We start from the raw sequence: 13243 nt of genomic DNA on the forward strand, positions 1-13243 counted from the left end.
AATAACACAAGTAGGAGGATATTATGTTATTTACCATAAACGATGCCAAAGAACTGGATCAAAAAGACGTACTTTCTACATACAGAAATGAGTTTTACTTAAAGGAAGGAGTTATTTATTTAGATGGAAATTCATTAGGTCTTCTATCAAAAAGAGCAGAGGAAAGTGTTTTATCCCTGTTGCATAGTTGGAAGGAACTGGCTATTGAAGGTTGGATGAATGGAGCAAACCCTTGGTTCTATTTATCTGAGAAACTCGGAGCTAAAATGGCTAAACTTATTGGTGCAAAAGAAAGTGAAGTATTAGTAACAGGTTCAACCACGATTAATCTTCATCAATTACTGGCAACTTTTTATGAACCGACTAACGGAAGAACAAAAATTATTGCTGATGAACTAACGTTTCCTTCGGATATTTATGCTATAAAAAGTCAGATCAAATTAAAAGGGCTATCTCCTGAAGAGCAACTAGTTCAGGTGAAAAGTAAGGATGGTTATTTGCTTGACGAGGATTCCATTATTGAGGCAATGGACGAACAAACCAGCATAGTTGTTTTATCTTCAGTTTTATACCGAAGTGGCCAATTATTGAATATGAAAAAATTAGTAGAAGCGGCCCACCAACGTGGAATTTTAATCGGATTTGATCTAGCTCATTCAATTGGGGCACTTCCACATAATTTTTATGATGTACAGCCAGATTTTGCATTCTGGTGCAATTACAAATATGTGAATAGTGGTCCTGGATCTGTTGGGGGACTTTACGTCAATGAAAAGCATTTCGGTAAAGTGCCTGGAATTGCCGGATGGTTTAGTTCAAAGAAGGACAAACAGTTTGATATGGAGCATGAGTTGGACCACGAATTCAGTGCAGGTGCTTACCAAGTAGGTACACCTCATATTTTAAGTACTGCTCCAATTATTGGGTCACTTCAATTGTTTGAAGAAGTAGGAATAGATAGGATTAGACAAAAATCATTGTCTCTTACAGATTTCTTAATGAAGTTAATAGATCAAGAGCTCTCTACTTTCTCTTTTTCTATTATAAATCCGAAATTAGCTGAACATCGAGGAGGACATGTATGCCTTCATCATCCGGAAGCTGCGAGTATATGTAAAGCGCTAAAAGCTAATGGCGTCATTCCTGATTACCGTGAACCTAACCTTATCCGTTTAGCACCTATTTCTTTCTACACTTCTTTTGAAGAAGTTTGGCAAACGGTTCAAATTTTAAAAGAAATTATGGTAAATGAAGAATACAAGAAATATCAAAATAAGCGTGATGTTATTGCTTAGTTATAATAGGAGGATTTATGAATTGGATTGATATTTCTCAACCGCTTTCTCCAAGTACAGCGGTTTGGCCAGGGGACACAAGGTTTCAGTTTTCTCTAAGTTGGACAAAAGAACAATCAGGGTCTGTAAATGTTGGGAAGATAGAGATGAGTACTCATACTGGAACTCATATAGACGCTCCTTATCATTTTGATGATCAAGGGAAAAGAGTATTGGATCTTGATGTAAACAGATATATAGGTAAAGCATTTATTATGGATATAACAGGTAAGGCTTCTATCCAAGTACAGGATCTTCAACACTTAGAGATAAGTGATTATCATATCATCATTTTTAAAACAATGTCTTGGAAGAATCGTCACGAGTTTCCTGCTACTATTACTTATCTTGAAAAAGGGGTAGCACAATATCTTGCTGGAAAAGGTATACAACTTGTAGGGTTGGATGTTCCATCAGTCGATCCTGTCGATAGCAAGGAACTGATTGCTCATCATGAATTAGCAGAAAATGATATTCACATTTTAGAGGGGCTTGTCCTTGATGACATAGCGGAAGGATATTATGAACTTGTGGCCCTGCCACTTCCTATAAAAGAAGCTGATGGAAGCCCGGTTCGAGCAGTAATAAGAAAATTAGCTTAAGTTTCTAACATGAAAAAGAACACCATATCGGTGTTCTTTTGTCATTCATTACAATAATATTCTCCGTAAGTGGATCGTAATTCCTGGAATCTAATTTTATTACCTTCTATTAAGGCTTGATTAACAAGCTCACCAATTCTCCTCTTATTAAAAAGAAAGCACTGTTCATCTAAAAATAGAGTAGCCTGCAGTTGGATTGAATATTCTTGATCCCTGGTCAGTTTGTACGAAAAGTACTTATGCTGTTTATTAGTTGTGACTGTAAATTCTCGTCTAAGATGTTTCAACAGACTCACCCCGTTACAATTCATAGATTATTAGTTTAACAATTGAGTATATTTTTTAGATAATTCATAGAAAGTTTCTTTATCACCTAGGATAAGAGCTTCGTCAATTTTCTGCATCAGTCGTTGTACGTTGAACTTATTAAGTGACTTCTCTAATATCATTTGTGCGGCAAGGGAATATTCAGTTAATTCTTCCGTGTTCGTTGATACTACCATTAGTTCATTTTTAGGTTTTTCTTCATAATGTTTCAAGGTAATTCCTCCTCTGCCTTTTTATTATTATCGGACTATTTTAATAGAATGTAAAGTCCTTTTTTAGAAAATTTAGAAATATTTTTATATTTTATTAATTACCCGTTCTGAATGGAAGTTAAACCTATAAGTAATAGTAAAAATGAGGTGATTCCATGGGAAGAATGGTAAGTTTTAATGTAACAAGTACAGCAAAAGGGATACAGACCCAACTCCAAGCAAAGGAGCATCAATATTATTTAGATGAGCCATCACATGTAGGAGGACAAAATAGTGGACCTACCCCTTTGCACGCCTTATTAGGAGCTTTAGCCGGGTGTGAAAGTATTACTGCATTTGCAGCTGCGAAATCAATGAATTTACATGTAGAGGAAGTTTCAATTCACGTAATTGGCGAACTAAATCCGGATGGAATGAAAGGGAATAAAGAAGTAAAAACCTATTATGAAAAAGTAGAGATTCATGTGCAGTTAAGTTCAAGCGAGTCAATTGAGGATATACATGCATTAAAGCATAAAGTAGAAGAAAGGTGTCCTGTTTATAATCTGTTTAAAGCTGCAGGAGTAAAGATGATTTCAAAATGGGAATTAAAAGGTAATACAACTTAGTCTCATTGTAAATTCTAGACAAAAATAACGCCTCTATAAAGGTGTTATTTTTGTCTTTTTTTCTGTATTTCTTTAATGTTTTGATCTCGTTCCATTCCGTCTGATAGTTCTTCAGTAAATTCATGCTCATTTAAAAGCTCAGAGACCGCAATATCTGCAGAGGTTAAATTATTATTTGGAGCAGATTGATTATTCCACTTATCCATAAAGCACCTCGCTTTCCAACAATTAGTTTTTGACTTAGGCTGTTTTCGTAAAGATTGTTGCTTTCGTAAAAATCCAAAAGCCGGATTTTTACTAGGTAGTACAAAGTCCAGTCCTTTAGTTAGAGAGAGCTGCTCTTTTCTAACAATTATTACTTCGTTTTTTCTTACAAAAAGGGTGGATATTTAGAAGTATTAGCTTGAAAAGTAACAAAGTTTTAGAAAAGAGCCTTGACTTATGTGATTTTTTTATTCTTAGTCCTTACAAAGGTATAGATCATTAACGTATGATAGGAAGAAAAAGGGAATTTGGAGTGATAGGCCTGAGAGAGGAATTAGACATTTTTGACGAACAGTTTAATAAGATCGGAACAGCTGACAGGGACAATGTCCATCGAAAAGGATATTGGCACCAGACGTTTCAATGTTGGCTATATGATATAAATGATTCTCAAGTTAGGCTCTATTTTCAAAAACGCCATCCTGCAAAAGATAGCTTTGCTAATTTATTGGATATAACATCAGCCGGTCATTTATTGGTGGGAGAAACTCCAATAGAAGGAGTTCGTGAGGTAGAAGAGGAGCTAGGAATAAAAGTTACAGCAGAAGAACTACGATATATCGGAGTCTACAAATATGCTTACAGAAAAGATGATTTCATTGATCATGAATTTTGTCATGTTTTTATAAAAGAGTATGACGGTAGCCTTGAAGACTTCACCTTTCAAGAATCTGAAGTAACTGGTATGTTTGCAATTGAATTAGACAATGTAAATAAGTTATTTAAAGGGGAAATAAATAGCGTTGAAGCAATGGGAGTAGTTGTTGAAGATAGAAGACTTGTTTATAAGTCAGACGTATATCATATAAATAGCTTTGCGGATCATGGAACGGATTACTATAATTGGGTTTGCCAGCAGATTCTTCAAATATCAAATAAAAAACAGCCATAAAAAATGAAATCATTACATATGGATGATAATGGGATTATTATGAATTTATATTGATAAGGAGGTAATAAATATATGAGTTATTCACCTCATTCTCATACAGCCATTCAGGGTAATGCATTCATTCCGGGTCAACAGGAGTTTATCCAGTATTATTATTATGCTTCATCTAGGCAGCCAGAAGATCAGTTGAGAACGGTTTGGAATGTCATGAGGGATGATTTAAAGAAATTAGCGGAAGAGTTACAAGAGTTTAATATTAACCGAGGTATTTCGAGATATATCTTCCGATTAGTTGTGGACTTTGTGTTAAAAAACGTCTCAAATGTTCAGGGATCCATTAATCAAAAAACGACTAAACTATATCAACAATTTTCTCAACAGTTTGTTTGGGTCGTGCCGTTTTTAGGTGCTTATGGCGCAACAGAACAAGTTGTAGAGCGTGTCTTAAAAAGAGTGATTTTCCTAACAATTGAGAATGCTGATTTTGTCCCCGGGAAGGATTGGAGCGATTGGGAGTCTGTAGGTGGCGTTTTAACTTCAGGGCCGTCAGCTGTAGCCTTAAAAGGAAACCGAGTAGATGTTTTTGCCCGAGGGAGAGGTCAACAATTATATAAAATAACTCGTGAAAATGGGCAATGGAGTGAATGGGACAATTTAGGCGGGCTCTTAACTTCCTCTCCAGCTGCTGTTTCCTGGGGAGATCAACGTATAGACGTGGTGGCAAGAGGGGATGACCAGGCACTTTATCATAAGTATTGGAGCGGAGACGACTGGAGTGATTGGGAGAATTTAGGTGGACAGCTTTCCTCTTCACCTGCGATTGCTTCATGGGGAGCAAATAGGCTGGATGTATTTGCAAGAGGTTCAAATAAACGACTTTACCATAAATATTGGAACGGAGAGCGTTGGGGAGCTTGGAATGAATTAGGAGGAATGTTGACGTCAGCTCCTGCAGCAGTATCCAAGGGACCTAATCAAATAGATGTATTCGCCAGAGGGCAAAATAAAGCTCTATTCCATAAGTCGTGGGATGGTGAAGGTTGGAGTGACTGGCGAAACCTTGGTGGTGTTTTAGCATCAAGTCCAACAGTTGTTTCACTTGATGGAAGAAAACTTGATGTATTTGCTCGAAGTGAGCAAAGTACTCTCATCCATCTAAACTTTGATGGCAGTAGTTGGGGAGAGTGGGAGAACCTCGGAGGTTCACTGACGTCAGAGCCCTCAGCAATCTCGCATGGGAAAAGAGCAATTGAGGTTTACGCAAGAGGTGAAAATCAGGAACTGATCTATAAATATAAACGTTAGTATAAAACTTGTTGGTTAGGTAATACTTTACCTAGGACTTGTAGCTCAATGGTAGAGCGGCTAGTAGTTACTTGCTAATTACTATGCATTTAGTGGGTTCGATTCCCATCAAGTCCTTTAGAAAATATAATGAAGATAAGTATGAAACTTCTTACAAATTTACGATTGTATGAAGTTTTTTTGTCTTTCTATACGTTTATTTGTAGACAGGGAGCACAAACATAGATTGATAGAAGTAGGAAAGAAGGGTAAAATAAAAAGAAAATATGTCAAGAAAAGACAAACTTCGTAAAATGCTGCTACTTTACGGTAGACGAATGACAGGTTATTTGCATTTATCCTCGCTTAAAGCAACAAAGTATGTGAACAGAGTTACCTAAAAGAGAAGGTAGTGAGTTATGTTATCCATTATTAAACCTCTGGTTGTAAATGTTACCATCTTATTATCGCTTACATATAATGCTAATTTGTTTTTCCCTTTTAGCAGGGGAAAACCGTTTCATCTAAAGCAAAAGCTTATTTATGGAGTTATTAGTTCATTCGCGAGTTTTCTCTGTATGATCTATCCGATTGAGACATTAGGGGAAACGAACTTTGACTTAAGGATGCTTGTTATTATTATTGCTACCCTATATGGAGGCTTAATACCTGGATTAATTTGTACAGTGTTTACGGTATTTTTTAGATGGTTTATTATTGGCGGGAGTTTTGCTCCTGTTGGTATTATCGTCTGTGTACTTGCTTTTGCAGTTGCCATATTGTTTCGGAAAGTTTTTATACAAGCAACGAAAAAAATATTGTACTCATTTCTTATTCTTATTACTTACTTAACTTTCTATATCATCATCATTTTTTACTCCATTGATTTCCTGGATTTTCATTTTTATCTTATCTATTTTACATCGTTTATTGCCGCTTACTTTTGTCTTATTGTTATTATTGAAAGAATGATTGTAAACAATCAACACCTAGAAGAGGCTGTATATCTTGACAAATTGGCAACGGTTAGCCAAATGGCTGCGTCATTTGCTCATGAGGTTAGAAACCCAATAACAACCGTAAAAGGTTTTATTCAATTCCTTGGTCAAGATACAAAAGACGAAAAGCTAAAGCAATATTATCCACTAATAATTGAAGAACTAGATCGAACAAATAAAATTATTACAGATTATTTAACACTTGCTAAGCCGAAAAATTTTGAGTTAGAGATAGTGGAACTTACTGAAATCTTACATAATGTCGTCGATTTACTTAAGCCTTTAGCAGCTTATCAGAATGTAGCTCTTACCTTCACTAGCAAGGAGCAGTATCACGTTTATGCCGATAAAAATCACCTTAAACAATCTTTATTAAACCTGGTTAAAAATGGAATCGAATCAATAAGTAATCATGGTTATGTCACCATCGCTGTAAAAGAAGCTAAGGAAACAGTTGATATCGTGATTAAAGATAGTGGGAGAGGTATGACAAATGACGAACTAGAGAAAATTGGCCTTCCATACTATACGACAAAATCTAGAGGAACAGGTTTAGGAAGTATGATCTCGACTCGCCTCATTAGAGATATGGGTGGAACAATTCATTATGAGAGTAGTTTAGACAGCGGGACAAAAGTAATTGTTAGGTTACCTTTTGTTTCTAGAAAATAGTTCTATATAATTAAGCCCCTGCCATTTTCGGTAGGGGCTTTAACTATGATAAGGTAAGTTTCACATATGATACAAAGATTACTTTTTCTGATACTTTTCAATTTCTCCGTTAGTAGGATTAACTCGATACCATCCTTCATTTTTATGTTGATTTGTGCCTTTGTCTTCCTCAAGTAGATCATAAACATAAATGAGGTAGTCTCCGTTTTCAAGTTCAGAATCAAACATGACAATTGTATCACTACCAGCTTCTAAGTTTAAATAATCATGAACGAGAGACTCTGCTTCTATAACGGATAAAGAATCATCTTCAAAATCAGGATCATCATTAAATCCAATTAGTTGCTCATTAGTAGTTTGTTGTTCTGGATGATCAGGTGCGGTTGTAACATTGGTATTTGTAATGGATGTTTCTGCTGGAGGCGAAGGATTTGCATGAGTGCAACCAACAGTTGTCATTAATAGTACTATTACAAGTATAGATATTTTGCTCATTCCCATTATCCTTTCCATAAATCATTGTTGTAACCTTAGTATGAATCCATCTACATTGTTTATACAAAATTGTCTTCAGATTCCAATGTATTAGCCAACCTTTCTTTTACACATAACGGATTAGTTTATAAGGGGGGAAGATGTCTCGTAAGGTATGGGGAATTGACTCAGTCACTGCAGTTACGGAACCTTTATGTTCATGTGTGTTGTCTAATTTTGGAAGTGTTAAATACTGGGGGGAGATATTTATCAGACGTACCTATGTTTTAGTTGGTTTGACATAGTAGGAAATCTTTTTTGTTCGATAAAAGGGAATCAAGATATATAAATATTTTTCTAATTGTGCAAAAAAAGCAGAAAAATGTCGATATAATAGGTAGACAGATGATTACATTCAGAGAGGATGCTTCACATGAGCGATAAGCAAAAGGGAATTCTACTTGAAAGTGGTACAAATGAGTTGGAAATCGTTGAATTTTCAATTGGTGACAATAAATTTGGCATTAATGTAATTAAAGTAAAAGAAATTATTCTTCCAGTTCCTGTTACTAAAATTCCGAGATCACATCCTACTATAGAGGGTATTATTGATATACGTGGAGAAGTGTTGCCAGTTGTTAATGTAGCCAAAGCGTTAGGGTACCCTCCATCAACTCATCCAGAACAAGATAAATTTATTGTTGCTGAGTTTAATAAAACGAAGATGGTCTTTCATGTGCATACCGTCTCTCAGATCCACCGCATTTCATGGGATCAAATTGAAAAACCGTCTGATATGTATCAAGGGCTAGAAAGCCATATTACAGGTGTAGTGAAACAAGAACAGGGAATGATACTTCTATTAGACTTTGAAAAAATTGTAGTTGATATTAATCCGGCTTCTGGGATTACAAAAGATCGTATTAGTAAACTTGGAAATAGAGAGCGTTCAAACAAAAAATTAATGGTCGTAGAGGACTCTCCTTTATTAAGGCAGTTAATACAGGACACCTTATCTCAAGCAGGATATACCAATCTTCAATTTTTTGAAAATGGAAAAGAGGCTTTACTATTTCTAGAAAGCTTGAGGCACAGTAAGAAAGTTCTAGAAGAAGTTCAAATTATTATTACAGATATTGAAATGCCTCAAATGGATGGACATCACTTCACGAAAAGAGTGAAGGACGACGCAGAACTATCCATACTGCCTGTTATTATATTCTCATCTTTAATTACCGAGGATTTACGTCATAAAGGTAAACAAGTTGGTGCAGATGCACAGGTAAGTAAGCCTGAAATTGCGGAGTTAGTCCAACTTATTGATCAATATATCCTTTAGGATGAACAAAATAGTCATTGCAACCTAGACAAGAATTCATACTTATGAATTCTTGTCTATAGTTATCATTTTAATTAAGACGTAATTATTGATAATATACTATGTATTAAGTGATTAAAGGTCGTGGAATGGTGGAAAAGTATCGTGAATTACTATTAAACAATGTCAGAAAGCAAATTAATGTTTGGTTTGATAAAGAATACACACAAGGGACACCTCATGCGGAAGTGTACCGTTTTTTACACTCAATTACTGGCACAGCTACTACTATAGGATTGGATGAAATAGGTAATACAGCAAAAGAACTTCTTGAAAAATTAAAAGAACAAGAAGAAAGGCTTTGGGACCAAAAAGAACTGAAAGAATACTTAATGCCTCTTGTTTCCATATGTTACTACAATGGATCAGAAGAACCATTAACAATCACACAAAATATCAAAAATAAAGGGAATCAATCACTAGTTATCCTTATTGATGATGATCCTACATTTTTAATGTATGTAAAAGAAGCGCTAGAAAGGGAACAAATACTTGTTTTAGCGTTAACAGATCCTCATAAAGCGGTATCAATCTTATACGATTTAAAACCAGACTGTATTATTATTGATGTCTATATGCAGTCCGCTTCTGGTTTCGAGGTATTACACTACTTAAAAGAAAAAATGAAGCAACAGTTTATTCCAACTATCATGATGAGTGTGGATAACCGCAAAGAGATAAGAGTGAAAAGTTATCAGATGGGTGCAGATGACTTTATTGCAAAGCCGTTTGAAATGGATGAATTTATTGTCCGTCTAAAACGACAAATTGAACGAAAAGAACTTATTGATCACCTTGTTTTAATTGATGAGTTAACACTAGTGTATAACAGAAAATATTTAAATAATGTGTTTAAGCTCTTACAAAATGAGACTGTTCAAGAGGATGAAGTGTTTACCTTAGCTATCCTCGATTTAGACCATTTTAAAAACATCAACGATACATATGGGCATTTAATGGGTGATGAAGTTCTACGTACTTTTGCAGGCTTTCTTAAGGAAAAGCTGAGTAGCTTTGATATCATTATTCGATTTGGAGGAGAAGAATTCGTTCTATTATTTCCGAGGACATCATTGGGTACCGCAAAAGGACAGTTAGAAACCATTTTACATGAGTATGGGCAAAAGGAATATGTGGCAAATAGTACTCGTTTTCATATTACCTTTTCTGCAGGGATGGTGGAAGTGTCGAATAATGGTCAGTCTTTAGAGGAGTGGATGGAGCTTGCTGATTCAGCATTGTATGAAGCGAAATCCTTAGGACGTAACCAAATTGTTCTGGCAAACAAGGAACAAATAACGACCCATAAAAAAGTATTAAAAATTGGGGTTATTGATGATGATCCAATTATCCGAACTATGATTCTAGAAATGATTGATAATATGCAAAAGGAAGAGTCCATTCTATTAGAAGTGGAATCCTTTAGGGATGGCGCTAAATTCTTTGAATCTGACTGGTATAAGAGTGAAAATCCTTATATTCTTATTTTAGACGGTATGATGCCTAGAATGGATGGGCTAGAAGTGTTGCAGAAAATAAGAGCAGAACAGAATAGCGAACAATACACAGTCATTATGTTAACTTCTAGAAAGAGTGAACAGGATATTTCTAGAGGTCTACAGCTTGGTGCAGATGATTATTTAACTAAACCGTTTAATCTCCTCGAACTAGAGGCTAGACTTAAACGATTGATTCAAAGGATGAAGTAGAGTGGAGCAACCAATTGTTTTTTTACTTTTGTTAATTATCATGATCATTTTAATACTTTTAGTTCTTTTCTTTTATTTAACGATTAGAAAAGCCATTGAAAATAGAAGTAGATTGAAGATAGATTTGTATAAAGAAGATTATCGAAATCATATGTTTCGGTATTTGTATAAAGGAGAACATTCAAGACATCTCCTGCCAGATAATGATATGAAATATAAGGCGTTAGAAGAACTCCTAAATGAGTTTGCAAATGTTGCTGAAGGAGAAGAGTTTGAAGCGAGAATGAGAACTTTTTCAGAATTATATTTCTTAGAGCGTTACAAAAACCTTCTTTTTCATCGAAGATGGAGTAAAAGAATGAATGTTTTGTACAATATTGAATCATTTCAATTACAGGTTTTGCTAGAGGATGTTGTCAACCTATACAACTCAAGAAAAACACTTAGTGAAGCGGAAGTTGTTCAAATTTTCAAGTTAATGGTGAAATTTGACCATCCAGACCTATATCACTACATTACAGCTAATCAATACAATCTTTCTGAATTTGTATATCGTCTTTTGGTTAGTAACATGAAGGAAACGACACTAAAATACTTTATTGCAAAATATGATCAGCTATCAACAACGTTAAAACTTACTATTATTGATGTATTAGGAATTGAGAATCGGCAAGATTTAACTTCGTTCTTAAGGGCGCAGCTAACCAATAATTTGCCTGAAATTAGAATTCGCTCTCTAAAAGCTCTAGCAAATCTAGCTGTACCATTGACAGACAATGAATTGAAGCAACACCTATATTCTAAACATTTCGAAGAGAGGATAATGGCGCTTAAATTGGCTGCTTCGGTTCGGAAAAAGGAATATCTTCCTTATATTATTGAGAGTATGAGTGATGGCATGTTTAGCGTCCGACAACAAGCTGCACAGGCAATATACCGATATCCAAACGGATTGGACATTTTGAGTGATATTTTGACGAACTCAACTGACCAATTTGCAAGAGACATGGCTATGGAGTGGCTTGAGAAAGGAAGAAATAATGGAGCTTCTAGATAATATTTGGCTCAATTTAATATGGTTTGGTAGTTGGTTTGTACTTTTTTATATGATTATAGTTATTCTATTTTATACAGCGATGTTGGCTATTTCATTTGTGCAGTTACGTAAACAATATCAACTTGATGATCGAGAGCCTTATCAAGATTTACTTCAAGTAAGCTACACAAAGCCTGTTTCTATTCTTGTGCCAGCCTATAATGAATCTGCTGGTATTTATGGTAGTATAAGGTCGCTTTTAAGTATTGAATATCCGGAGTTTGAAGTTATCGTAATCAACGATGGTTCTAAAGATGATACGTTAGACAAGTTAATTACAAGATTTCAAATGGTTGAGGTCAACAAGGTTGTTCAAAAAAAGATTGATACGAAACCCATAAAGGCAGTATATCAGTCTAAAATTTATGGGAATCTTATTGTCATTGATAAAGAAAACGGAGGGAAGGCAGATGCATTAAATGCTGGTATTAATGCATCAAACTATCCTTATTTTTGCTCTTTAGATGGTGATTCCATCTTAGAACGCGATGCATTTCTAAAGGTAATGAAGCCCATTATTGATTCTGACGGAGATGTTATTGGCTCAGGGGGAAGTATTAGAATAGCAAATGGCTGTAAGATAGAAAACGGTGAATTAGTGAAGATCGGTTTATCGACAAAACCCATTGTCATCATGCAAGTAATTGAATACTTGCGTGCCTTCTTAATGGGTAGGGTTGGTATGAGTCGACATAATTTACTTCTGATTGTTTCTGGTGCATTCGGGGTTTTCTCGAAGAAATGGGTCGTTGATGCTGGTGGCTATAACCATAATACGGTTGGCGAAGATATGGAATTAGTCGTAAGATTACACAGGTTAATAAGAGAACGAAAAGAAAATAAAAAAATTGTGTATGTGGCTGATCCTGTTTGCTGGACTGAAGCGCCAGAATCAGCAAAGTTTTTGAGGAGACAGCGTACGCGTTGGCATCGAGGTTTATTTGAAAGTCTTTGGACGCATAAACGACTATTTTTTAATCCGAAGTATGGGAGTATAGGGTTTATTTCGATGCCTTACTTTCTGTTTGTAGAATTTCTCGGCCCAGTCGTTGAATTGATTGGTTTTATCATTATGATTTGTTCTTTTTTCTTGGGTGGGATTTATGTAGAGTTTGCAATCGTGCTATTACTCGTCTCCTTCTTATACGGTTCACTTTTTTCTATGATGGCTGTATTACTTGAAGAATGGAGCTTACGAAAATTCCCTAGAGTAATTGATATTGTGAGACTCTTCTTCTTCTCCTTAACAGAATCCTTATGGTACAGACCATTAACGGTGTTATGGAGATGTGAAGGAATCATAGATATTATTAGACGAAAGAGAAACTGGGGAGAAATGGTAAGAAAAGGTGTGTCAAATGAATCGTAGTTGGACGAGTTCAAAGAAAAAGGA

At 35.3% G+C, this 13243-nt stretch carries 14 protein-coding genes and 1 tRNA gene; 11 read left to right on the forward strand and 4 right to left on the reverse strand.

Annotated features, from left to right (window positions below; translation table 11 throughout):
• Positions 1–23 precede the first annotated feature (23 nt).
• Positions 24–1295, forward strand: coding sequence for a kynureninase (kynU, locus tag LT143_RS14800; RefSeq protein ID WP_246943997.1), 1272 nt, complete (start codon positions 24–26; stop codon positions 1293–1295).
• Between the two features lie 17 nt (positions 1296–1312).
• On the forward strand, positions 1313–1936 hold the full coding sequence (kynB, locus tag LT143_RS14805) for an arylformamidase (protein ID WP_246943998.1): 624 nt from the start codon (positions 1313–1315) through the stop codon (positions 1934–1936).
• Between the two features lie 41 nt (positions 1937–1977).
• On the opposite strand, the gene LT143_RS14810 is transcribed toward kynB, so the two are convergent.
• Together LT143_RS14810 and LT143_RS14815 are read right to left on the reverse strand one after the other, a co-directional pair.
• Positions 1978–2223 (reverse strand): IDEAL domain-containing protein, encoded by a 246-nt coding sequence (locus LT143_RS14810; protein ID WP_246943999.1) that lies wholly within the window; start codon positions 2221–2223, stop codon positions 1978–1980.
• A 30-nt stretch (positions 2224–2253) separates the two neighbouring features.
• Positions 2254–2475, reverse strand: coding sequence for an IDEAL domain-containing protein (locus LT143_RS14815; protein WP_246944000.1), 222 nt, complete (start codon positions 2473–2475; stop codon positions 2254–2256).
• 155 nt (positions 2476–2630) lie between these two features.
• Here LT143_RS14815 and LT143_RS14820 point away from each other — a divergent pair, with 155 nt between their 5' ends.
• Positions 2631–3083 carry an OsmC family protein gene (locus LT143_RS14820; protein ID WP_246944001.1) on the forward strand — a complete coding sequence of 151 codons (453 nt, stop codon included), beginning with the start codon at positions 2631–2633 and terminating at the stop codon, positions 3081–3083.
• 44 nt (positions 3084–3127) lie between these two features.
• Here the strand turns inward: LT143_RS14820 and LT143_RS14825 are convergent, their stop codons facing one another.
• Entirely contained in the window at positions 3128–3289 is a 162-nt protein-coding gene (locus LT143_RS14825; protein WP_246944002.1) for a hypothetical protein, read from the reverse strand.
• Positions 3290–3573: 284 nt separating this feature from the next.
• Here LT143_RS14825 and LT143_RS14830 point away from each other — a divergent pair, with 284 nt between their 5' ends.
• The 4 genes from LT143_RS14830 (at position 3574) to LT143_RS14845 (ending at position 7193) form a co-directional block, all read left to right on the forward strand.
• Complete coding sequence (locus tag LT143_RS14830) at positions 3574–4239, forward strand: NUDIX hydrolase (protein ID WP_246944003.1); 666 nt, start codon at positions 3574–3576, stop codon at positions 4237–4239.
• A gap of 72 nt (positions 4240–4311) precedes the next feature.
• Complete coding sequence (locus LT143_RS14835; RefSeq protein ID WP_246944004.1) at positions 4312–5544, forward strand: PLL family lectin; 1233 nt, start codon at positions 4312–4314, stop codon at positions 5542–5544.
• Between the two features lie 34 nt (positions 5545–5578).
• Positions 5579–5661 (forward strand) — tRNA-OTHER (locus tag LT143_RS14840).
• A gap of 281 nt (positions 5662–5942) precedes the next feature.
• Positions 5943–7193 carry an ATP-binding protein gene (locus LT143_RS14845; RefSeq protein ID WP_246944005.1) on the forward strand — a complete coding sequence of 417 codons (1251 nt, stop codon included), beginning with the start codon at positions 5943–5945 and terminating at the stop codon, positions 7191–7193.
• Between the two features lie 78 nt (positions 7194–7271).
• Here the strand turns inward: LT143_RS14845 and LT143_RS14850 are convergent, their stop codons facing one another.
• Positions 7272–7688, reverse strand: a complete 417-nt coding sequence (locus LT143_RS14850) for a hypothetical protein (protein ID WP_246944006.1) — start codon at positions 7686–7688, stop codon at positions 7272–7274.
• 412 nt (positions 7689–8100) lie between these two features.
• Between LT143_RS14850 and LT143_RS14855 the strand changes: the two genes are divergently transcribed.
• The 4 genes from LT143_RS14855 to LT143_RS14870 all read left to right on the forward strand — a co-directional run bounded on the left by LT143_RS14855 (position 8101) and on the right by LT143_RS14870 (position 13219).
• On the forward strand, positions 8101–9006 hold the full coding sequence (locus LT143_RS14855; RefSeq protein ID WP_246944007.1) for a chemotaxis protein: 906 nt from the start codon (positions 8101–8103) through the stop codon (positions 9004–9006).
• Between the two features lie 110 nt (positions 9007–9116).
• Positions 9117–10754: a GGDEF domain-containing response regulator gene (locus LT143_RS14860; protein WP_246944008.1), complete on the forward strand. Its 1638-nt coding sequence runs from the start codon at positions 9117–9119 to the stop codon at positions 10752–10754.
• 1 nt (position 10755) lies between these two features.
• Positions 10756–11811: a HEAT repeat domain-containing protein gene (locus LT143_RS14865; RefSeq protein ID WP_246944009.1), complete on the forward strand. Its 1056-nt coding sequence runs from the start codon at positions 10756–10758 to the stop codon at positions 11809–11811.
• A 49-nt stretch (positions 11812–11860) separates the two neighbouring features.
• Positions 11861–13219 (forward strand): glycosyltransferase family 2 protein, encoded by a 1359-nt coding sequence (locus LT143_RS14870; RefSeq protein WP_246944010.1) that lies wholly within the window; start codon positions 11861–11863, stop codon positions 13217–13219.
• Positions 13220–13243 lie beyond the last annotated feature (24 nt).

Origin of the sequence: Bacillus pinisoli, assembly GCF_023036475.1 — a bacterium.
Taxonomy (GTDB): Bacteria; Bacillota; Bacilli; order Bacillales; family SA4; genus Bacillus_BS; species Bacillus_BS pinisoli.